Here is a 21,357-nt window from a genome sequence, read left to right on the forward strand (position 1 = left end):
CCCCCCACATGAGGTTCGGCGTCCTCCGTCCGGATAGCCAGGAATTGGGGGATGCGAATGTGGGAACGCGATCGGGAATGGCACGGTGTCGAGAGCCTGCTGCGCACGATAGAGGGTGGCGCGGCCGGGACGCTGCTGGTGGACGGCGAACCGGGGGCAGGCCGGACTCGCCTGCTCACCGAAGCCGCCCGCGCCGCGGGCGAGCGCCACCTCAGCGTGCTCCAGGGCGGCCCGGGGGAGCTGGGCGAGCTGATCCCTTGCGGAATGCTGTACCAGGCTCTCGACCTGCGCTTCGAGCCGGCCGCCGGCGGTGATCCCGGCGACTCGCGGGCGCGTACCCTCGAACGCCTGCGATCCGGCCTCGAGGAACGGGCCACGGGACCGGTGCTGGTCGTGCTCGACGACCTGCACTGGGCGGACCCGATGACGCTGATGGTGCTGCGCGCCCTGCACCACGTGCTCGCGTCCCGGCCCATCGGCTGGCTGCTGAGCCGATCCACCGCGGTGGAACAGGGCCAGGCCGCCTTCCTGTTCGACCTCCTGGAGCGAGAAGGAGCCGCCAGGCTCGAGCTCACGCCGCTCTCGCCGGAGGCGGTCGTCGGGCTGATGACGCAGACGCTCGGGGCGCCACCCGAGCCGGCCCTGCTGGCACTGGCGGGCGGCGCCGGCGGCAACCCGCTGCTGATCAGCGAGCTGCTCGCCGGGCTCCGGGACGAAGGGCGGCTGGGAGCCGGAGCCGTCCTGCCGCATGGGTACGTTCCCCACCGGCTGCGGATGGTCGTCCGCCACTGGATCGATGCCCTCAGCACGGGTGCCAGGAATCTGGTGGAGACCGTCGCCGTGCTGGGCCGGTCCTTCTCGCCGGAACAGGCCGTGTCACTGCTGGGCACCACACCGGCCGCCCTGCTTCCGCTGGTCGAGGAGTGCATGGCGGCAGGCATCCTGGCCGCCACCCCACAGGGCCTCACCTTCCGGCACGAACTGGTCAGGTTCGTGGTCGCCACGCGGGTCCCGCAACCGGTACGGCACGCGCTGCTGGACCAACTCGGCGCCCGCACCCACGCCGAACCGGCGAATCGGCCTCCGGATGTCTACGCCGGACCTGCGAGCCGGTCACTGGGCGTCTCCGGCCCCGACCTCGACCCCGGCCATGGCCCCGGCCCTGGCCGCGGCTCCGGCCACCTGGCCGCGCTTATCGACACGGCGATCGCCGGGGGGCGGCTGCAGGAGGCCGAGCGGCTGGTCGACGAGGGCCTGGCGGATCGCGACCCGGCGGACGACGCGGCCGAGCTGCGCTGCCTCCTGTCGGACATCATGTATCTGACCGGCCGGATCGAGGAAGCCCTGCGGCTGGCCGAGACGATGCTGGCCGTGCCCGATCTACCCGGCCATGTGCGCGATCGGGCGGTCCTGGTCCGGCTGTACGCCCTGACGCGCCTGCGGGATTCGGGCACGTCCGCCCGGGAGTACGCGTACGAGGTCCTGGAAGGCGGCGCCCGGCACGGTCCGGTGGCCACGGTCGCGGCCTTGGTCGCGCTCGCGGTCACCGAGTGGGAGGAGGGTCGGCTCTCCGAGGCGCTGGCGTTCGCCGAGGATGCCCGGCGGCTGGCCGTCACGGACGAGCGGCCGGCCGGGACGGACGAGTCGCCCGTGCATCGCTACGAGCCCCTGCTCGTCTCCGCCGCGCTGCTCATGGACGTCCACCGGCTCGACCAGGCCCGCGCCATCCTCCGGGAGGCCCGTGCGGACATGTCCGCCGACGGCCACCTGACCTGGACCGCGGACGCCTCCGCTCTGGAGGCCCGGGCCGAGCTCGCCGCGGGCCGTTTCGCCGACGCCGTCACCGAGGCGGAGAGAGCCCTGGACCTGGCCACCACCTTGGGCACCCCGCTGCCCGCCACGGTGGCCAACGCCGTCCTCGCCACCGTCGCGCTGCGGCGCGGCGACCTGCGCGCGGCGTCGCGGTACGTCGCGGACGGAACAGGCGGCCCACTCGACGGCCATCCACGGCACACCCTGCTGACGGCACAGGTCGCCGAGGTACGCGACGGACCGCTGAGCGCGATGACACTGCTCACGGACCTTCCCGCACCACTCGGGCGGCTGCGTTCGATGCTCGCCGTGGAACCCACGGCGGGTGCGTGGATGGTCCGCGTCGCCCTCGCCGCCGACGACCGTCCGGCGGCCGAGGCGGTCGTGGCCACTGTGGAGGCGCTCAGCAAGGGCAATCCGGAGTTCGCCGCGCTGGTCGCCTCGGCCGCGCACGCCCGCGGCCTGCTCGACGGCGACTGCGACGCCCTCGCCCAGGCCGCCGAGCGGACGGACGACGCGTGGGCGCGGGCCTCGGCCGCGGAGGACCTCGGCATGGCGCTCGTCACGGCCGGGCGGCACGAGGAAGCGGCCGGCAACCTGGATCGCGCCCTCGCGATCTACCAGGACCTCGGCTCCGTCAGGGATTCGGCGCGCGTCCGCAAACGGCTGCGCGGCATGGGCGTCCGTCACCGCCACTGGAGCTACGCCGAGCGGCCGGTCTCCGGCTGGGACAGCCTCACCGAGACCGAGCGGAACATCTCGCTGCTCGTCGCCGACGGATGGACCAACCGGCGGATCGCCGAGCAGACCTTCATCAGCGTGCACACGGTGGCCTTCCACCTGCGGCACGTGTACCGCAAGCTGCACATCAACTCCCGCATCGAGCTCGTACGCCTCATGGTGTCGCAGGGAAGGATCGAGACCGGCCCGTCCGGCGTGGCAGGAGCCTGAGCGAAACCCGCCCGGATGACCGCACAGTCAGTGATGACTACACATCTGGGGGATGTGGCGGACGGATGCCCGGAGAAGCCTCGAAAGCGTACGCACTCGCGAGCGTACGCAGAGATATCCCGCCTGAACGCGAGGAGGAGCCGTGTCTCTAGCATCCCCGGGCCCGATCACCGCGAACCGGGTCCCGGTCGCCAGTTATCCGACGTACGCCGAGGCCGAGAAGGCCGTGGACTTCCTGTCCGACCACGGGTTCCCCGTACAGGGAACGCTCATCGTAGGCGTGGGACTGCGCTCGATCGAGCGGGTGGTCTCGCGCATGACGTACCTGCGCGCCGCCGGATTGGGCGCCGCGTCCGGAGCCTGGTTCGGTGTGCTCATCGGCCTGTTCCTGGGGATCTTCTTCGCGCCCAGGCCCTCGGCCATGGTCGGCCTGCTGCTGTGGGGCCTGTTGTGGGGGCTGATCGCCGGAGCGATCTACGGCCTGATCTCGCACTCGGTGCACGGCGGCCGCCGGGACTTCGTCTCGGAGAGCGGGCTGGTAGCCGACAAGTACGACGTCCTCGTCGAATCCGAACACGTGGCCAGGGCTCAGGAACTGCTCGGCAAGACAAGCGGCTAGCAAAAGAGCGGAAAGCAAGAAAAGCGGCTAGGGGGAGCTCGCCATGGCGAAAGCAGTCGGCATCGATCTCGGTACGACCAACTCGGTGATCGCCGCCACGGAGGACGGTCAGCCCACGGTCATTCCCAACGCGGAGGGGTCCCGGACGACACCGTCGGTGGTGGCGTTCACCGACCAGGGCGAGCGGCTGGTCGGCCAGCTGGCCCGCCGGCAGGCCATACTCAACCCTAAAGGGACGATCTACTCCGCCAAGCGGTTCATCGGCCGCCGCTTCAACGAGGTCGAGAGCGAGATCCACGCGGTCTCCTTCGACGTGGTGGAGGGGTCGGACGGATCGGTACGCTTCCAGGTCGGCGACAAGCAGTACGCGCCGGAGGAGGTCTCGGCCCTCGTGCTGAGGAAGCTGGCCGCCGACGCGGCGAAGTACCTCGGCGAGAAGGTGACCGAGGCCGTCATCACCGTCCCGGCCTACTTCAACGACGCCCAGCGCCAGGCGACCAAGGACGCGGGCCGCATCGCCGGGCTGGAAGTCCTGCGGATCATCAACGAGCCGACCGCCGCCGCGCTGGCCTACGGGCTGGACAAGAAGTCCAACGAGACCGTACTGGTCTTCGACCTGGGCGGTGGCACCTTCGACGTCAGCATCCTGGACATCGGTGAGGGGGTCGTCGAAGTACGTTCGACCTCCGGCGACGGGCACCTCGGCGGCGACGACTTCGACCGGCGGATCGTCGACCACCTGGCCGACGAGTTCCAGAAGGACCAGGGTATCGACCTGCGCCGCGACCCGCAGGCCCTGCAGCGGCTGTTCGAAGCGGCGGAGAAGGCCAAGGTCGAGCTGTCGGCGGTGACCCAGACCACGATCAGCCTGCCGTTCATCACGGCGGACGCCGCGGGGCCGAAGCACCTCAACACCACGCTCATGCGCTCCACGTTCGAGCAGATCACCGCCGACCTGGTCGAGCGCTGCGTCCATCCCGTGGAGCAGGCGATGGAGGACGCCAAGCTCAGGCCGTCGGACATCGACGAGGTGATCCTCGTCGGCGGATCGACCCGCATGCCCGCCGTGCAGAACCTCGTACGCAGGCTCACCGGCGGCAAGGACCCCAACATGACGGTGAACCCGGACGAAGTCGTGGCCATCGGCGCGGCGATCCAGGCCGGCATCCTCAAGGGCGAGGTCGAGGACGTCGTCCTGCTCGACGTCACGCCCCTCTCGCTGGGCGTCGAGACGCTCGGCGGCGTCATGACCAAGGTCATCGAACGCAACACCACGATCCCGGCCCGCCGGACCGAGACCTTCAGCACCGCCGACGACAACCAGAACGCCGTCGACATCGTGATCCTGCAAGGGGAGCGGGAACGCGCGGCCGACAACCGGGTGCTCGGGCGCTTCCGGCTGGAGAACATCCGCCCCGCGCCGCGCGGAGAGCCGCAGATCGAGGTCACCTTCGACATCGACGCCAACGGCATCCTCAACGTCACCGCCCGCGACAAGGACACCGGTGCCGAGCAGAAGATCACCATCAGCGAGAGCTCCAACCTGGACAAGCAGGACATCGAGCGGATGGTCGCCGAAGCCGAGCAGCACCGCACCGAGGACGCCCGGCTCCGGGAGGCGATCGACGCGCGCAACGAGCTGGATTCCGTCGCCTACCAGGTGGAACGCCGCCTGCAGGAGCTCGGCGACGCCGTGCCCGTCCACGAGAAGGCGCGTGCGGAGCAACTCGTCCAGGACGCCCGGCAGGCGGTCAAGGAAGAGGCGCCGCTCGACCGGCTGCGCGGCCTCAGCGGCGAACTCCAGCAGGTCTACCACGGGCTCGCGGTCAGTGGGCAGGCCGTACCGCCCCAGGGCAGGACGGAGGCCGCTTCCGGCCGCGACGAGGACGTGATCGACGCCGAGTTCACCACATCCGACACGGAGTGACATGAACGGCCACGAAGACCGGACGGACCGGACGGACCAGGCCGAAGCACCGGCTCGGCAGGCACCGGGCGCGCCCGCGAAGGCGAGCGCGCCCAGGCCCACGCCCGCGAAGGCGGACGTGCCCAGGCCCACGCCCGCGAAGGCGGACGTGCCCAGGCCCACGCCCGCCGACGTGCCTGCGAAGGCGCCCGTGGAGACCTCCGCCGACGCCTCTACGGAGACCGACGCCTCCGCAGGGACTGACGCCTCCGCGGAGACCGACGCGAAGCTCGCCGAACTGGAGGACCGCTGGCTGCGTTCGGTCGCCGAACTGGACAACGTACGCAAACGCATCGCCCGCGACGCCGAACGGCTGCGGGCCGAGGAGCGGGACCGGGTGGCGGCCGATTGGCTGCCCATCCTGGACAACCTGGAGCTCGCGCTGGGCCACGCGGCCGGTCAGAAAGGCGAGGCGCGCGCCATCGTCGAGGGGGTGCGGGCCGTACGGGACCAGGCCCTGGCGGTGCTGTCCCGCCTCGGGTACGCCCGCCACGACGAGAGCGACGTGCCCTTCGACCCGGTCCACCACGAGGCGGTGGCCACCGTAGAACGGGACGACGTCGCGCCCGGCACCGTCGTCCAGGTGGTGCGCCCCGGCTATGGCGACGGCCAGCGGCAGCTGCGGCCCGCGGTGGTGGTCGTGTCGAAGAAGGCGGAGTGATGGTCGTCCGGCGGGACTTCTACGAAGTGCTGGGCGTCGACCGGAAGGCCGACCAGGACGAGATCCAGCGGGCCTACCGCAAGCTCGTACGCGCCAACCATCCCGACGTCAACAAGGATCCCGGGGCGGAGGACCGGTTCAAGGAGATCTCGGAGGCGTACTCCGTGCTGTCCGATCCGCAGACGCGCCGCAGGTATGACGCGTTCGGTCCTGATTTCCGCCAGGTGCCGCCCGACGTGGACCCCGAGCAGTACGCCCGCGCCCGCGCCGGCGGCGGCCGTCAGTGGCGTCCGGCGGGGGGAGAGGGCTTCGAGGGCGGCATCGACATCGAGGACCTGCTCGGCGGCATGTTCGGCGGCCGAGGCGGGCGAGGCGCGCGCGGCTGGGGGCCGGTGCCCGGTGCCGACCAGGAGGCCGAGCTGACGCTCACGGTCGAGGAGGCGTACAAGGGCGGGCGCCGCACCATCACGCTGCCCGGCGGCCGGCGGCTGGACGTCACGATCCCCCCGGGCGTCACGAACGGCCGGCGCGTCAGGCTCGCCGGTGAGGGCGGCCACGGAAGCGGTGACGCGCCGCGGGGCGATCTCTACCTCATCGTCCGGATCGCCGACCATCCCCGTTACCGCGTCGAGGGACGCGACATCCACGCCGTTCTGCCGCTGGCGCCCTGGGAGGCCGCGCTGGGCGCCACGGTCGCCATCGACACGCCGGGCGGCGAGGCGAAGCTGAAGGTGCCGCCGGGCACCTCGTCTGGCCGCCGCCTGCGGCTGCGCGGGCGCGGCATGCCCGACCCGCGCGGCGGTGGCGCCGGCGACTTCTTCGCCGAGGTGCGCGTCATGGTGCCACCCCGGCTCACCGAGGAGGAGCGGCGGCTGTTCGAGCAGCTCGCCGCCGTCTCGGCCTTCGACCCGAGGGGGCGTTCATGACCTACGCACTCGTACGGCCGGCGCGCCTGGACCTGAACTCCTACGCGCGCGCCACCGGCCTGCACCCGGAGGCCGTCCGCCGGCTCGTGGCGCTCGGCCTGCTCGAACCGGTCAGGGACGCCAGGGGGGAGCTGTGCTTCCCGCCGGCCCAGGTGGCCGTGGCCGCCCGGATCCAGCGGCTGCACCACGGCCTGTCGATCAACTACGCCGCCATCGGGCTGGTGATCGACCTGCTCGACCGGATCGAGGAGCTGGAAGCAAACCTGCGGCGCTTGTCGGAACGACACTAGGGGGCTGGAGTGGACCCGAACCGGATGACGCAGAAATCGCAGGAAGCCCTGCACGACGCACAGACCAAGGCCATACGCCACGGGCACACCGAGGTCGACGCCGAGCACCTCCTGCTGGCCTTGCTCGAACAACCGGAAGGGCTGGCGCCCCGGCTGCTGGCGGCGGCGGGGGCGAACACGGACAGCCTGATCACCGACCTGGAGGCGGAGCTTTCGCGCCGGCCCAAGGTCAGCGGGCCGGGGACGACACCCGGCCAGGTCTTCGTCACCCAGCGGCTGTCCCGGCTGCTCGACAGCGCGGAGCGGGAGGCGAAGCGGCTCAAGGACGAGTACGTCTCCGTCGAGCACCTGCTGCTGGCCATGATCGAGGAGGGGACCTCGGGCGCCTCCGGAAGGGCGCTGCACGGCCAGGGACTGACCCGCGACCGCTTCCTGGAGTCGCTCACCGCCGTCCGGGGCAACCAGCGGGTCACCTCCGCGATGCCAGAAGTGGCCTACGAGGCGCTGGAGAAGTACGGGCGCGACCTGGTCTCCGAGGCCCGCGCGGACAAACTCGACCCGGTCATCGGCCGCGACTCGGAGATCCGCCGGGTGATCCAGATCCTGTCCCGCAAGACCAAGAACAACCCCGTCCTGATCGGTGACCCCGGTGTCGGCAAGACGGCCATCGTCGAAGGGCTCGCCCAGCGGATCGTGCGCGGTGACGTCCCCGAGGGACTGCGCGACAAGACGATCTTCAGTCTGGACATGGGCTCGCTGGTGGCCGGCGCCAAGTACCGCGGGGAGTTCGAGGAACGCCTCAAGGCCGTGCTGAACGAGGTGAAGGCGGCCGAGGGCCGGATCCTGCTGTTCGTCGACGAGCTCCACACGGTGGTGGGAGCCGGGGCGACCGAAGGCGCCATGGACGCCGGCAACATGCTCAAGCCGATGCTCGCCCGCGGCGAGCTGCACATGATCGGCGCGACCACGGTCGAGGAGTACCGCCGGCACATCGAGAAGGACGCGGCCCTGGAGCGGCGCTTCCAGCCGGTGCTGGTCGAGGAGCCCTCCGTCGAGGACGCCATCTCGATCCTGCGCGGACTGCGCGAGCGGCTGGAGGTCTTCCACGGCGTGAAGATCCAGGACAGCGCGCTCGTCGCCGCGGTGAATCTGAGCCACCGCTACATCGCCGACCGGTTCCTGCCGGACAAGGCGATCGACCTGGTCGACGAGGCGTGCGCGATGCTCCGTACCGAGATCGACTCCATGCCCGCCGAGCTCGACGAGCTGACCAGGCGGGTGATGCGGCTGGAGATCGAGGATGCCGCGCTGGCCAAGGAGGACGACGCGGCGAGCCGGACCCGCCTCACCGATCTGCGCAAGGAGCTGGCCGACCTGCGCGCAGAAGCCGACGCGATGCGGGCGCAGTGGGAGGCCGAGCGCTCGGCCCTGCGCAAGGTCCAGGCCCTGCGGCAGGAGATCGAGGCCGTACGGCGGGAGGCGGAGCTGGCCGAGCGCGACTACGACCTCAACCGCGCCGCCGAGCTGCGCCACGGCAAGCTCCCCGAGCTGGAACGGCGGCTGCGTGGCGAGGAGGAGCGGCTGGACACCCGGCAGCACGGGCACCGGCTGCTGCGCGAGGTCGTGACCGAGGAGGAGATCGCCTCCATCGTCTCGCGCTGGACCGGCATCCCGGTGAGCCGGCTGAAGGAGGCGGAGCGCGAGAAGCTGCTGCGCCTGGACGAGATCCTGCACGAGCGCGTCATCGGCCAGGAGGAGGCGGTGCGGCTGGTGGCCGACGCCGTCATCCGCGCCCGAGCCGGCATCAAGGACCCCAGACGTCCCATCGGATCCTTCCTCTTCCTCGGGCCGACCGGGGTCGGCAAGACCGAGCTGGCCAAATCGCTCGCGGCGGCGTTGTTCGACACCGAGGACAACATGATCCGCATCGACATGAGCGAGTACCAGGAGCGCCACACCGTCAGCCGTCTCGTCGGCGCCCCTCCGGGCTACATCGGGTACGAGGAGGGCGGCCAGCTGACGGAGGCGGTGCGGCGCAAGCCGTACTCGGTGGTGCTGTTCGACGAGATCGAGAAGGCCCACACGGACGTGTTCAACACGCTGCTGCAGGTCCTCGACGACGGGCGGCTGACCGACGCGCAGGGCCGTACGGTCGACTTCCGCAACACCGTGGTCATCATGACCTCCAACATCGGCTCCCAGTACCTGCTCGACGGCGTCACCTCCTACGGCGAGATCAAGCCCGAGGCGCGCGAGCGGGTGATGGGGGACCTGCGCCGCCACTTCCGGCCCGAGTTCCTCAACAGGGTCGACGACATCGTGCTGTTCAAGCCGCTGACCGAGAACGAGATCGAGCAGATCGTCGACCTGATGTTCGACGACATCAGGCAGCGGCTGGCGGACCGGCGGCTCACCCTGGAGGTGACGGAGGCGGCGCGGCGGCTGATCGCCAACCAGGGGTACGACCCGGTCTACGGTGCCCGGCCGCTACGGCGCTTCATCGCCCGCGAGGTCGAGACCAGGATCGGCCGCGCGCTGCTCAGCGGCGACATCCCCGAGGGCTCGACCGTCACGGTCGACGTCGACAAGGGCGAGCTGACCGTCACCTTCCACGGGTCAGGGGGGTGACCCCGCGGTGTGGTCCTCGTCGTAGATGTCGGACGCCGACCTGACGATGAGCGGGTCCGGGGTGCCGACCACCTGGTGATCCTTGTTGTCGTAGTCGAAGCGGCTCAGCACGTGGCGCATCGCCTCCAGGCGCCCCCGCTTCTTGTCGTTGCTCTTGATGACCGTCCACGGCGCCTCGCGGATGTCGGTGTTGAGGAACATCTCCTCCTTGGCACTGGTGTAGTCGTCCCACCGGTCCAGCGAGGCCAGGTCCATCGGCGACAGCTTCCACTGCCGTACCGGATCGACCTGCCGGATGATGAACCGGGTGCGCTGCTCCGAGCGCGTCACCGAGAACCAGAGCTTGACCAGGTGAATGCCGTCGCGTACCAGCGCCCGCTCGAACTGCGGCACCTGCACCATGAACTCGCGGCACTCGGCCTCGGTACAGAACCCCATCACCCGTTCGACCCCGGCGCGGTTGTACCAGGAGCGGTCGAACAGCACGATCTCCCCGGCCGCGGGCAGATGGGCGATGTAGCGCTGCAGGTACCACTGGGTACGCTCGCGCTCGGACGGCTTCTCCAGCGCCACCACGGTGGCCCCGCGCGGGTTGAGATGCTCCATGAACCGCTTGATTGTGCCGCCCTTGCCCGCCGCGTCACGCCCCTCGAACAGGATCACCAGGCGCTGCCCGTTGGCCTTGACCCAGTACTGCAGCTTCAGCAGCTCGATCTGCAACAGCCGCTTGTCGTGGTCGTACTTCTCCCGCGGCAGCCGCTCGGGGTAGGGATAGTGCTCACGCCAGGTGTCGACCCGGCTGCCGTCCGGCCGCAGCAGCACCGGATCGTCGTCGTCGCTGTCGTCCACCAGCAGCCCGGGGGTGGAGTCCAGCAGAGAAACCCGCTCCATAACAACCGACTTGCCCAAAAAACGCCAAGTAAAGCGGTATGTGCGAGGCGGACAGTTGAACGCTTGATGTCCGTCCGAGGTCGCCCATTCGACCGCCCGGGGGCGGCGCCGTCAGGGGCGTTGATCGCGCTGACCGACGCGGCGGGCGCTCAGGCGGCCGGGGTCCGGCCAGTGCACGCCGTGGGCCCAGCCCGCCAGCTCGAACCACCGGATCAGCCGGGCGCTGGGGTCGAGCTGCCCGCTGAGCACCCCGTGCCGCGCGCAGGTCGGCTCCACGTGGTGCCAGTTGTGCCAGCCCTCGCCGAGCGTCAGCAACGCCACCCACCGTACGTTCGACGAGCGGTCCCGGGTACGGAACGGGCGGTCACCGAAGGTGTGCGCGATGGAGTTCACCGACCACGTGACATGGTGCACCACGGCGTAGCGGACCAGCCCGCCCCAGAACAACGCCGTCCACGCCCCCGCCCACGACATCGACCACAGCCCGCCCACCGCGGCCGGCAGCGCGAACGACAATGCCGCCACGGCCGGATAGGCGGCGTCGAACCGCCGCACGTCCGGGTCGGCCAGCAGGTCGGGCACCCAGTGCCGGCGGCTGGAGCGGTCGCGTGCGGTGTAGAACCAGCCGATGTGGGCGTGCGCCATGCCGCGCAGCAGGGCCAGGCCGCTGTCGCCGTAACGCCACGGCGAGTGCGGGTCGCCCTCGCGGTCGGCGTACTTGTGGTGCCGGCGGTGCTCGGCCGTCCACAGGGTGACCGGGCCCTCGACCGCCATGCCGCCGGCCAGCATGAGCGCGACGCGCAGCGGCCGGTTGCACCTGAAGGCGCGGTGGGTGAAGAGCCGGTGGTAGCCGATGGCGATTCCGAAGATGCTGACCAGGTACATGACCACCGCGATCACCACGTCACGCGGGCCGACGCCCCATCCCCAGGCGGCGGGCACGGCCAGGACGGGAAGCAGCACCGGCAACACCACCAGGACGATCAGATAGACGGTCCGGCGGCCCGTGGTGGCCGTCACCGTCTCCGCCTGGCCCGAGTCCGTTGTGCCCGAATCCGGCTGCGGGATGGATGACGAGCTCACGCTACCTCCCATGATCGGCGAGGACGGTTGGGCTCCTCATTCAACGGCCGCGTCCCCAGCGCACGGCAATGACCTGGAAGTGACGACTCCATCACTCAGGGGAATCAAAACACTCCATACGGTAGTCACCAAGAAATGGGTATCGCATGCCTAGTTGCGGCTACAGACCGTAATGATCTTTGTTCGCTCCGGCGTCGGACAGAAGGGCCATACGGCATGGGTGCTGTCGATCAGACAACCACGGGCGGCCATCTGGAGAGATACGACGAGGCGCTGGCGCGTGATCCGATCTCCGCGTTCGGCCTGGTCCGGGAGTGGTTGCGCAGCGACTGGCGGGCCCTGTTCGCCGAGCTGCGCGAGCGACGCCCCATCTTCGTCACGCCCGCCTTCACGGTCGTGACCCGCTTCGCCGACGTCACCGAGGTGCTCTCCCGCGAGACCGTCTTCTCCGTACGCGCCTTCGGCCCCCGTCTCGACGCCGCCCTGGGCGGCCCCTTCATGCTGGGCCGGGACGCCACCCCGATGAACTGGCGGGACAAAGGGCTGATGCAGGTCATGCTCGACCCGCGCGACGTGGCCGGGGTGCGCGAGCTGGCCGGGCGGCTGGCCGACGAACGGCTCGACATCGCCTGGCCGTCCGGTGGCGTCGAAGCGGTCCACGGGCTGTTCCGCCCCGTCGCCCTGGGCGTGTCCGCGACCTACTTCGGCTTCCCCGGCCCCGACGCGCAGACCCTGTCGCGGTGGACGCGGGCCATCGTCACCGACGGCTTCGCCAACTTCCTGGGCGATCCGAAGATCCAGGCCGCGTCGGTCCGCGCGGGTTCGGAGATGATCGCCTATCTGCGCGAGCGGCTCGCCGAACGCCGGGCCGCGCTGCGGGCCGGACGGCGCCTGCCCGACGACGTCTTCACCCGGCTCGCCGCCACCGCCCTGCCCGCCGAGATCGGCGTGGACGACGAACGCATCCTGATCAACATGGCCGGCCTGCCGCTGGGGTTCGTGGAGAGCGCGCCCGGAGCCATGGTCGAGGCGGTCGAGCAGCTTCTGCTGCGCCCGGAGGTGCTGGCCCAGGCCATCGAGGCCGCCGGTGACCCCGACCCCGCCCGGTTCGACCGTCATGTCTGGGAGGCGCTGCGGTTCAACCCGTTCTTCAAGCTGCTGCCCCGGCTGTGCGAGCGCGACTACGTCCTGGCCGCCGGCACCCCCCGCGCCACGATGATCCCCGCGGGCACGCTCGTGCTCGCCGCGCCGGCCTCGGCCATGTTCGACGCGGACGTGGTGGCCGAGCCCGAGGAGTTCCGCCTCGACCGGCCGGGGCACCATCAGCTGTTCTTCGGTTTCGGTCAGCACGCCTGCCTGGGCGTGCATCCGGCCAGGGCCGTCATCTGCGAGGCCGTACGCCGCCTGCTGCTGCGTCCCGGGGTGCGCCTGCTCCCACCGCCGGAGGGGCGGGTCGTCCGCGCCGGCGGGATCTTCCCCGACCGGTTCGTCCTCGGGCTCGGCGCCGAAGGCCAGGAACAATGACGATGGCGAAGCGCGGGACCACGGCCGAGAGCGGGACGACGCCGAAGGGCAGGGCGACGGCGCGGAGCATCGCCACCGACGGGGCCGTCAACCGGCTCAGGTTCCTGGCGCTGACCAACGGCCGGCCGTTCTGGGATCTCGTCCAGTCCATCCGGCCCGTACGGCGTCGCCTCAACGCCCTGCTGATCGACCAGGCGGTCCGCGAGATGCCGCCCCGGCCGGAGCCGCTGAGCACGATGGCCGACTACACCTCATGGGCCTCGCTGACCGACCGTACCTACAGCGGCAGGCACCTGCCCCCGCTCGCCGTGCCCGAGAGTGCCCGGCCCACCCCCGAGAAGGCCGCCGACCTGTTCACCCGTGGCGAGAGCATGATCCCGTGCCCGCGCTCCACGGTGCTGTTCGCCTACTTCGCCCAGTGGTTCACCGACGGCTTCCTGCGCGGTGACGTCCACGTCCCGCGCGACCCCCGCAAGAACAGCTCCAACCACCACATCGACCTCAACCAGGTCTACGGCCTGCACGAGACGGCGACGGCCGCACTCCGTACCTTCCATGGCGGGCTGCTCAAGAGCCAGTTCATCAACGGCGGGGAGTTCCCGCCCTACCTGTGCGAGAACGGCAAGGTCAAACCGGAGTTCGCCGCCCTGAGCGTCATCCGCTTCGCCGAGCTCACCGACCAGCAGCGCGACACCCTGTTCGCGACCGGGAGCGACCGGGGCAACATCCAGCTCGGCTTCACCATGCTGACGGTGCTGTTCCTGCGCGAGCACAACAGGGTGGCCCGCCTGCTCGGCCAGCTCTGCCCGCGCTGGGACGACGAGCGCCTGTTCCAGACGGCGCGCAACATCCTCATCGTGCTGCTGATCAAGCTGGTCGTCGAGGAGTACATCAACCACATCACGCCCTACCACTTCCGCTTCACCCTGGACTCGCGGCTGTCGGCGATGCTGGCCCACGTGCCCTGGCACCGCGAGAACTGGGCCTCGGTGGAGTTCAACCTCGTCTACCGCTGGCACAGCCTGATCCCCTCCCAGCTGTCGGTGGGCGGCCACGACCTGCCGATGGCGCGGACGTTGCTCGGCGGCGCGCTGATCCCTGAGCACGGCCTCGGCCGGCTCTTCGAGGACGCCTCCCGCCAGCGCGCCGGCCGCGTCGGCCTGTTCAACACCGACCCCCTCCTGAGGGAGGTGGACGTGGCCAGCATCGCCGACTCGCGCACGCTCGGCCTGGCCCCCTACAACAGCTACCGCGAACACTGCAGGTTCCCCCGGGTGCGCGGTTTCGACCAGGTCTCCGGCGACGCGCGGGTCAGCGGCGCGTTGCGGGAGCTCTACCGAAGCGTCGACGACCTCGACCTGTACGTCGGCCTGTTCGCCGAGGAGCCCGGCAGCCCGGACGCCATCCTGCCGCCGCTGCTCACGAAGATCATCGCCATCGACGCCTTCTCCCAGGCGCTGACCAATCCGCTGCTGGCCCCGAGGGTGTCCAACGCGGCGACCTTCTCCCCGCACGGCATGCGGATCATCGCGAGCACGCGGACGCTGTCGGACGTACTGCACCGCAACGTCCCGGAGGATCCGGGCCCCCGCTTCGTCAGCATGACGCGACGGACGGCCCGATGAGCGGCGGCGGCGGCGACCCGGCCGCCGGGCCGCTGCGTGCCGCGGCCCGTGAGCTGGTCGACATCGGGGTCACGATCCGGGAGGCGGCCGGCCACGCCACGGCCGCGCTCACCGACGGCGCCCTGCTCCGCGCCCTGCCGCAGGCCCCCTCGGCGGGCTACCTGGCCCACCGCGCGCTGCTGCGGGCCATCACCAATGGCGCGGGTCTGGGCTACGCGCTCACCGGCGGCCCGCTGGGCACCCTGGCGGCCAAGCTCGGCGGCATGGCGGGCGCGGAGAGCCTGGCCGTACGCGTGCTGGCCACCTCACTGCGGCTGCGGATCGCCGCCGTCGCCCTCGACCACCCCGAGCTGAGCGCCGACCCCATGCTCGGCCGGCTCATCGAGGCCGCCGCCGCCGACCGCGACCTGGAGGCCGTCCGCGCGCTGCGCGCCCTGCTCAAGGACCGCGGCGCCGTACGCGCGCTCAGCGCCCTCGCCCCGGTCTTCGGCGAGGTCCTCGCCCTGCGGGCGCTGCTCGACGAGAACCCGCTCAACGACGACACCGCCTGGCTGATCGCGACGGGTAAGGGCTACGCCACCGCCGACCCGATCACCGGCATGAGCAACAGGATGGTCGCCGTCCTCGACACGGGGGAGGGGGCGGCGCGCCGGGTCGAGCTGTCCGCGGCCGAATCCGCGCGGCTGAGCCCGCAGGGCTCGCTGCTCGGGTTCCTGCGCAACATCAGCGTGGTCGGTACGACGGGACGGGTGCTCATCCAGAGCGTGGCGGGCCTCGACGGAGTGGTGCGTCACGTCGTCCAGGCGCCCGGTATGCGGGCGGGACGGCTCGACGGCGAATCGCCCCAGGACCTGCTCGGCGCCTTCAGCAGTGCCGTGCTGGACAGCAGCCCCTACAGCCGCGCGCTGGCCAAGGCCATCGACGACTACGGTCTGCCCCAGGGCGCCGAGCTGGCTCTGATCGGCCACAGCGCGGGCGGCGCGGCCATCATGAACCTGGCCCAGGACGCGGAGTTCTGCGCCCGCTACACCGTCACGCACGCCGTCGCGGTCGGCGCGCCCGTCGACTTCAAGCGGCCCGCCGACCCGCGCACCTGGGTCGCCAGCGTCACCAACCAGCACGACATCGTCCCCACCCTCGACGGGCAGGGCGCGGGCACCTGCTTCGACCCGCATCCCGACTGGTACGTCGTGGACTACTTCGACGCCACCCACCTGTTCCCGCTCTGCCACAGCATCGAGCACTACATCGCCAACATCGCCGACGACCTGCCCGAGGCCCGTCGCCGGATCGACGGGCGGCTCGGGCCGTTCCGGGGGCAGGTCGTCCGCTCGCAGGCGTACCGGCTGTCCGACCGCGCCCCCCGCCCCGCCGGGTCGCCCTTCCTCACGGTGCCCACGTACGCCATGGACGGGGTCGAGCTGCCGATCAGGTGCCACAACGGCAGCGGCCTCACGGCCTACTTCGCCGCGGACCCGGCCGGGGCGGCGGCACTCCTGGAGGGGACCGGGTTCGGGCCCGCCGTACGGGTCGGCGGGCGAGCCTTGGTCGCCGTGCACGCCTCCTGGGACCGGCGTACGAGCGCGGGCGGCTACCGCGAGCTCCACCTCGGGATCGTCGTACCCGGTCCGTGGCGGTCGAGGTCGCCGCGCGTCTGGCTCGATCTGCCGCGCGGGGCCGACCGGCGGCGCTCGGGCAGCTTCCTGGCCGGCTCCGTGATCGACGCCGCCGCCCTCGGCGCCGTGGCGCCACGACTGTGGGGCGGCGAGCCGTACCTGGTGCCGCTGGAGTTCGAGCTCACCACCGGTTACGCGCGCATCGCCGTCGGCGGCTCCGACGACCGGCTGCTCACGCTGAGCGGGGTCCTCGGCCCCTGGCTGCCGGTAAGCGACCGCGACCTGGTCGGCTACGCGCGGGGGGCGGAGGGCGGCGCGCTGCGCGCCTGCGTACGGACCCGCGGCCTGGGCCGCCTGCATCCGGTGCCACGGCTCCGGCTGACCGTGGCGCCGGGGTCGGCGCACCCGCTGGCCCGCCGGCTTCGCGAGCTGGGCCTCGACGGCGCCCGCCCGCTGCTGTGCCTGTCGGCCACCGCCCGCCAGACACTCCGCGACGCCGCCGTCCCACTGCCCACTCCCTGAGCGGCCGACGCGCTTGAGCGGCTGTCCCCCTGCGCTACCGACCCCCTGAGCTGCCAGTTCCCTGCGCTACCGACGCCCCTGAGCTGCCGACCCCCCGACCGGAGGACCGATGACAGCCGATCCCGCGGCGATCGCCGCCCACGCCGCACTCCTGCAGGCCGACATCCGCGCGCTGACCGACTGCGCCGTACGCCTGCGCGAGATCGAGGCCAGGCTGGCGACCGGCGGGGCGCCGCCATGGCTGCGTGAGGCGATCAACGCCCACCTCGCCGCCTGCGCGGCGGCCGCCGCCGACCTGACCACGGCGGCGGCGCACCTACGCCAATACGCCGAGCGGGCGCGCCGCTGACGCGCCCGCCGCTAGGAGCGGGCGGAGCTTCTTTTTCGGCGTGCTGTGGCAGGCCGCCGACGTGCAGGCGGGACGGTCGGGCCAAGGGGGCGAACCACTGCCGGTCATCCCTCGTCGAAGGCGGTGCGGAGGGCGGGCAGGTTGTCCAGCAGGGTGCGCACGCCGAGCCGGTCGGCGGTGGCCGAGGCGTAGACGAACTGCACGTCGACCCGCCAGCTGCCGAACCGTAGCGGCAGGAGCACAGTGTCGCCGTCCCGGATCGATCGTGCTGCGACGAAAGCGGGGACTATGGCGACGAAGCCGGCGTCGACCGCCAGCCGGATCGCGGTCGACGGCAGGCCGGTGGTGTGGATCGGGGCGTTGAGCCCTCGGTCCGGATGTTCGAGGGAAGCGGCGAGTTCCTGGGCGTCGCGACCCCAGCGATAGACGATGACGCCGGTTCGGCTGAGGTCTTCGATCTTGAGGCGTCTGCGATCGGCGAGAGGATGGTGCCGAGGGCACACCGCCACCAGCGCGGATCGGTTGATCGGCTCGGACCGCAACCCGCGCAACGGCACCTTGGGCATCACGAATCCGGCGTGGACGCTACCGTCGACCAGGCGGCCGACGACCTCACCGCTGTGTGCGACCCGGCAGTGCACGGCAATCGGTTCGCCTGCGACCGCCCGCAGCACGGCGGGGAAGACGACGTCGCCGAGGCTCGCGGGCGCGGCGAGTACGAGCCGTTGGGTCTCGTGCTTCGCCACGCCGATGGCTGCCTCGTCGAGAAGGTCGAGACATCGCTGTGCGTAGTCGTTCAACCGCTCGCCGGCCGGGGTGGTGGCGCTGCCCCGCGGGCCCCGCACGAACAACGCGGTGCCGAGCTTGCGCTCCAGGGCGGCTATCCTGGCGCTGACCGACGGCATCGACAGCCGTAGTTCGCTCGCCGCGGCGCCGAGGCTTCCCGTGCGGGCCACCGTGGTGAACACGACCAGATCCATTGTCTCGATCTTGTGACCGGGCCCGCCGAAGCCGGTGACAGTCATAGGCACAGCCTAACCCTGGCCCCAGGCATTTCTGGTCTACCCTAACGATTCACACATAATCGATAGTTCAGGGCATGAATCAGACACCATCGGGCGTTTCGCCGGGCGAAGATCTGCGCCTGCGGCGCGGGCTCGGCACCATATCCCTTTCCCTGATCACTTTCTCCAGCGTCATCGGGTCGGGCTGGCTGCTCGCGCCGTACACCGCGGCCAAAGCGGCCGGGCCGGCAGCCTTCTTGTCCTGGACGATCGCCTCGGTCGCTACCGCTCTGGTATCACTCGCCTTCATCGACCTCGCCTTCCGCCATCCGATGTCCGGGGGCAACGTCCGTTGGCCGCAACTGGCGTCAGGCCCGTTGGTCGGCAACGTGGTCGGCTGGGCGGTGTTTCTCCAGGCGGTCAGCGCCGGGCCGAGCGAGTCGACGGCGGTGGTGCAATACGCGGCCAAGTGGCTGCCGTGGGTGATGTCCGGCGAGTCGTTGAGCTGGGCGGGACGGCTGATCGCCGCCGGGCTGCTCGTGTTCTTCTGCACGCTCAACCTGTTCGGGATCAAACTGCTCGCCAAGGTGAACAACGTGGTCGCCACCATCAAGGTGGTGATCCCGGTACTTACCGTGATCCTTCTGCTGGCCAGTGGCTTCGACACGACCAACGTGGCGGCCGGCGGCGGGATCGCACCCTACGGCGTCTCGGCGGCACTCACCGCGGTGGTGGGCGGCGGGCTGGTGTACTCGTTCACCGGAATCAACGCCGCGGCCGTGATGTCCGGCGAGGCGAAGGACCCGCGCCGCACTGTGCCGAGGGCCACGCTGATCGTGCTGGCCGGGACGATCGTGCTGTACATGGGCCTGCAAGCCGTGATGATCTTCTCGTTGCCCAACGGGCTGCTCGGCAGCGGCTGGCACGGGATCAACCTCAATTCGCCGCTCGCCTCGCTCGCCACCCTGCTCGGCCTGTCCTGGTTCGCCACCGTGCTGCTCGCCGACGCGATCTTCTCCCCCTCCGGCAGCCTGCTGATCGGCATCGGCGTCAAGGGCCGCTACACCTACGGCGCCGCGCAGAACGGCCTGCTGCCCGCCGCACTGACAAAAGTGGACTCCCGGTTCGGCATTCCCCGGCGCGCGCTGCTGCTCAACGTCGGCGTCGGCTCGGTCATCGTGCTCACCTTCGGGAACTGGAAATCCATCGCCAGCTCGCTGAGCTTCTACTACGGACTCTCGTACGCGGCCGTCTCCGTCGCGGTCACCGTACTCGCGGCGACGACTCCGCTGGAGAAGGGCTGGCTCCGAAGGTGGGCGATTCCGGTCGGCTTCGCGTCCTTCGTGCTTTCCGGCCTCATTCTCTACTGGTCGACCTGGGAAAAGATCCGGGTCGCCGTGCCGTTGCTGCTGATCGGCTTCCTGATCTACCTCGTCCGAACAACCAGGGTGCGAGCGGCGGGCGGCTGGCTGGTGGGCTTCCTGCTCATGCTCGCGGTGCTGTCCGCGCTCGGCTCGTTCGAAGGTGCCGGCGTCGTCGCCGCGCCGTACGACTCCATTCTCGTCGGTGTGCTCAGCGCGGGAATCTGGTCGCTCGCGCACCGATCCGGCCTGCGCCACCAGCGATCACTGGCGGCGGCCGCAACCCCACAAGACGTCAGGAGCATGGCTTGATCGAGATGGCGATCGACCTCGACTGGGACCTCGAGCGATCCCGCGCCCGGCGGAACAAGCGGTGGTCTCAGTACGACCGGGACATCATCGATCTCACCGTCGCCGAGATGGACCTGCCGGTCGCCGGACCCGTCCTCGCCGCCGTTCAGGACGACGTGCGACGGCAAGCGTTCGGCTATCCGATCGCCGACGAACTCAGCGAGGTTCCCCAGGCGGCCAGCGAATGGCTCACCGAGGTGCACGGCCTCACGGTCGGCCCGGACCGAGTGCGGCTGCTGCCGGAGCTGATGCGCGGCGTGACCATGTCGATCAAGCATCTGACCAGGGCGGGTTCGCCGGTGGTCGTGCCGACCCCCACCTACGGCCGGTTCTTCGACGCCATCCGGGTCGCCGGTCGCGAGGCCGTCGAAGTTCCGATGCGGATCGGAGAACGAGGCTACGAACTCGACCTCGACGGCATCGACCGGGCACTGCGCGCCAGCGCGGGCAGCGTCCTGCTCTGCCATCCCAGCAACCCGACGGGCCGCGTGTTCGATCGCGACCAGTTGCAGGGCTTGGCCGAACTCGCCGCGCGGCACGGGGCGCGAGTGATCAGCGACGAGATCCACGCGCCGCTGCGCTATCACCTCGATTTCATCCCGTACGGCTCGCTCGACGACAACGCGATCACTCTGATCAGCGCGACCAAGGCGTGGAACTTCCCCGGCCTGCGGTGCGGGCTGATCGTTTTCAGCAATCCAGACGACGCGCGGCTCTGGCAGAGCCTACCGCGGGCGGCGGTCGGTGGCATGAGCCCGCTCGGCATGACAGCCACCGTCGCCGCGCTCCGCGACGGCGGGCCGTGGCTGCGCGAGGCCGTCCGGTTTCTGGACGGCAACAGGAAGCTGGTCACCAACATGCTCGTCGACCTGGACATCGGATACATCGAGCCGGACGCGGGTTACCTCGCCTGGCTCGACCTGCGCCGGTTCGGGCTCGCTGACCCGGCGGCCCACCTGCTGGAGCGGACCAACGTCGCCACCACCGCGGGCGTCGATCACGGAGCCTCAGGGCTCGGCTTCATCCGGCTCAACTTCGCGACCCCGCCTGACGTACTCACGGATGCCCTTGATCAAGTCATCGGCTGTCTGCTCGGCCGCTAGGTAGGACGACGCGCTCGTCGGGGCACGGCGGACCGTCTCGACGCTGCCGGCGGCGCGTAGTGACTCCAGCAGTTC

General features: G+C 70.8%; 16 protein-coding genes. 13 read left to right on the forward strand and 3 right to left on the reverse strand.

From position 1 onward, the window contains the following. The first annotated feature begins 51 nt into the window (after positions 1–51). The 7 genes from ACGFJ2_RS43765 (at position 52) to clpB (ending at position 9,853) form a co-directional block, all read left to right on the forward strand. Positions 52–2,763, forward strand: a complete 2,712-nt coding sequence (locus ACGFJ2_RS43765; protein ID WP_393478625.1) for an AAA family ATPase — start codon at positions 52–54, stop codon at positions 2,761–2,763. A 142-nt stretch (positions 2,764–2,905) separates the two neighbouring features. Continuing rightward, positions 2,906–3,382 carry a general stress protein gene (locus tag ACGFJ2_RS43770; protein ID WP_357954175.1) on the forward strand — a complete coding sequence of 159 codons (477 nt, stop codon included), beginning with the start codon at positions 2,906–2,908 and terminating at the stop codon, positions 3,380–3,382. Positions 3,383–3,425: 43 nt separating this feature from the next. Next, positions 3,426–5,309 (forward strand): molecular chaperone DnaK, encoded by a 1,884-nt coding sequence (dnaK, locus tag ACGFJ2_RS43775; protein ID WP_393478628.1) that lies wholly within the window; start codon positions 3,426–3,428, stop codon positions 5,307–5,309. Between the two features lies 1 nt (position 5,310). After that, entirely contained in the window at positions 5,311–6,009 is a 699-nt protein-coding gene (gene grpE / locus ACGFJ2_RS43780; protein ID WP_393478630.1) for a nucleotide exchange factor GrpE, read from the forward strand. Continuing rightward, positions 6,009–6,935 (forward strand): DnaJ C-terminal domain-containing protein, encoded by a 927-nt coding sequence (locus ACGFJ2_RS43785; protein WP_393478633.1) that lies wholly within the window; start codon positions 6,009–6,011, stop codon positions 6,933–6,935. Before grpE ends, ACGFJ2_RS43785 begins: the two co-directional genes overlap by 1 nt. Then, entirely contained in the window at positions 6,932–7,225 is a 294-nt protein-coding gene (locus ACGFJ2_RS43790; RefSeq protein ID WP_357954169.1) for a chaperone modulator CbpM, read from the forward strand. The genes ACGFJ2_RS43785 and ACGFJ2_RS43790 overlap by 4 nt, the downstream gene beginning before the upstream one ends. Before the next feature lie 24 nt (positions 7,226–7,249). After that, complete coding sequence (clpB, locus tag ACGFJ2_RS43795) at positions 7,250–9,853, forward strand: ATP-dependent chaperone ClpB (RefSeq protein ID WP_393478636.1); 2,604 nt, start codon at positions 7,250–7,252, stop codon at positions 9,851–9,853. On the opposite strand, the gene ppk2 is transcribed toward clpB, so the two are convergent. Together ppk2 and ACGFJ2_RS43805 are read right to left on the reverse strand one after the other, a co-directional pair. Further along, positions 9,842–10,744 (reverse strand): polyphosphate kinase 2, encoded by a 903-nt coding sequence (gene ppk2 / locus ACGFJ2_RS43800; protein ID WP_393478639.1) that lies wholly within the window; start codon positions 10,742–10,744, stop codon positions 9,842–9,844. The two genes, clpB and ppk2, sit on opposite strands and share 12 nt — an antisense overlap. A gap of 111 nt (positions 10,745–10,855) precedes the next feature. Continuing rightward, on the reverse strand, positions 10,856–11,839 hold the full coding sequence (locus ACGFJ2_RS43805) for an acyl-CoA desaturase (RefSeq protein WP_393478641.1): 984 nt from the start codon (positions 11,837–11,839) through the stop codon (positions 10,856–10,858). Positions 11,840–12,043: 204 nt separating this feature from the next. On the opposite strand from ACGFJ2_RS43805, the gene ACGFJ2_RS43810 reads away from it, so the two are divergent. The 4 genes from ACGFJ2_RS43810 (at position 12,044) to ACGFJ2_RS43825 (ending at position 17,463) form a co-directional block, all read left to right on the forward strand. Next, a complete protein-coding gene (locus ACGFJ2_RS43810; RefSeq protein WP_393478643.1) occupies positions 12,044–13,351 on the forward strand; it encodes a cytochrome P450 in 1,308 nt (435 codons plus the stop codon). Between the two features lie 2 nt (positions 13,352–13,353). After that, positions 13,354–14,976, forward strand: a complete 1,623-nt coding sequence (locus ACGFJ2_RS43815; RefSeq protein ID WP_393478645.1) for a peroxidase family protein — start codon at positions 13,354–13,356, stop codon at positions 14,974–14,976. Further along, on the forward strand, positions 14,973–17,114 hold the full coding sequence (locus ACGFJ2_RS43820) for a hypothetical protein (RefSeq protein ID WP_357954158.1): 2,142 nt from the start codon (positions 14,973–14,975) through the stop codon (positions 17,112–17,114). The genes ACGFJ2_RS43815 and ACGFJ2_RS43820 overlap by 4 nt, the downstream gene beginning before the upstream one ends. A gap of 109 nt (positions 17,115–17,223) precedes the next feature. Continuing rightward, entirely contained in the window at positions 17,224–17,463 is a 240-nt protein-coding gene (locus tag ACGFJ2_RS43825; RefSeq protein ID WP_357954156.1) for a hypothetical protein, read from the forward strand. Between the two features lie 104 nt (positions 17,464–17,567). On the opposite strand, the gene ACGFJ2_RS43830 is transcribed toward ACGFJ2_RS43825, so the two are convergent. Continuing rightward, entirely contained in the window at positions 17,568–18,488 is a 921-nt protein-coding gene (locus ACGFJ2_RS43830; RefSeq protein ID WP_357954154.1) for a LysR family transcriptional regulator, read from the reverse strand. A 74-nt stretch (positions 18,489–18,562) separates the two neighbouring features. On the opposite strand from ACGFJ2_RS43830, the gene ACGFJ2_RS43835 reads away from it, so the two are divergent. Together ACGFJ2_RS43835 and ACGFJ2_RS43840 are read left to right on the forward strand one after the other, a co-directional pair. After that, complete coding sequence (locus ACGFJ2_RS43835) at positions 18,563–20,140, forward strand: APC family permease (RefSeq protein ID WP_358184264.1); 1,578 nt, start codon at positions 18,563–18,565, stop codon at positions 20,138–20,140. A gap of 5 nt (positions 20,141–20,145) precedes the next feature. After that, positions 20,146–21,282, forward strand: a complete 1,137-nt coding sequence (locus tag ACGFJ2_RS43840; RefSeq protein WP_393479269.1) for a MalY/PatB family protein — start codon at positions 20,146–20,148, stop codon at positions 21,280–21,282. Positions 21,283–21,357 lie beyond the last annotated feature (75 nt).

The organism is Nonomuraea sp. NPDC049028 (assembly GCF_043197735.1).
In the GTDB taxonomy this organism is placed as follows: Bacteria; Actinomycetota; Actinomycetes; order Streptosporangiales; family Streptosporangiaceae; genus Nonomuraea.

Coding starts and splice junctions, on each gene's coding strand:
- ACGFJ2_RS43830 (WP_357954154.1), bottom strand. CDS start 18,488: ATGACTGTCACCGGCTTCGGCGGGCCCGGTCACAAGATCGAGACAATG.
- clpB (WP_393478636.1), top strand. CDS start 7,250: ATGACGCAGAAATCGCAGGAAGCCCTGCACGACGCACAGACCAAGGCC.
- ACGFJ2_RS43815 (WP_393478645.1), top strand. CDS start 13,354: ATGGCGAAGCGCGGGACCACGGCCGAGAGCGGGACGACGCCGAAGGGC.
- ppk2 (WP_393478639.1), bottom strand. CDS start 10,744: ATGGAGCGGGTTTCTCTGCTGGACTCCACCCCCGGGCTGCTGGTGGAC.
- ACGFJ2_RS43820 (WP_357954158.1), top strand. CDS start 14,973: ATGAGCGGCGGCGGCGGCGACCCGGCCGCCGGGCCGCTGCGTGCCGCG.
- ACGFJ2_RS43790 (WP_357954169.1), top strand. CDS start 6,932: ATGACCTACGCACTCGTACGGCCGGCGCGCCTGGACCTGAACTCCTAC.
- ACGFJ2_RS43835 (WP_358184264.1), top strand. CDS start 18,563: ATGAATCAGACACCATCGGGCGTTTCGCCGGGCGAAGATCTGCGCCTG.
- dnaK (WP_393478628.1), top strand. CDS start 3,426: ATGGCGAAAGCAGTCGGCATCGATCTCGGTACGACCAACTCGGTGATC.
- ACGFJ2_RS43825 (WP_357954156.1), top strand. CDS start 17,224: ATGACAGCCGATCCCGCGGCGATCGCCGCCCACGCCGCACTCCTGCAG.
- ACGFJ2_RS43805 (WP_393478641.1), bottom strand. CDS start 11,839: ATGGGAGGTAGCGTGAGCTCGTCATCCATCCCGCAGCCGGATTCGGGC.
- ACGFJ2_RS43785 (WP_393478633.1), top strand. CDS start 6,009: ATGGTCGTCCGGCGGGACTTCTACGAAGTGCTGGGCGTCGACCGGAAG.
- ACGFJ2_RS43765 (WP_393478625.1), top strand. CDS start 52: ATGCGAATGTGGGAACGCGATCGGGAATGGCACGGTGTCGAGAGCCTG.
- ACGFJ2_RS43810 (WP_393478643.1), top strand. CDS start 12,044: ATGGGTGCTGTCGATCAGACAACCACGGGCGGCCATCTGGAGAGATAC.
- ACGFJ2_RS43840 (WP_393479269.1), top strand. CDS start 20,146: ATGGCGATCGACCTCGACTGGGACCTCGAGCGATCCCGCGCCCGGCGG.
- grpE (WP_393478630.1), top strand. CDS start 5,311: ATGAACGGCCACGAAGACCGGACGGACCGGACGGACCAGGCCGAAGCA.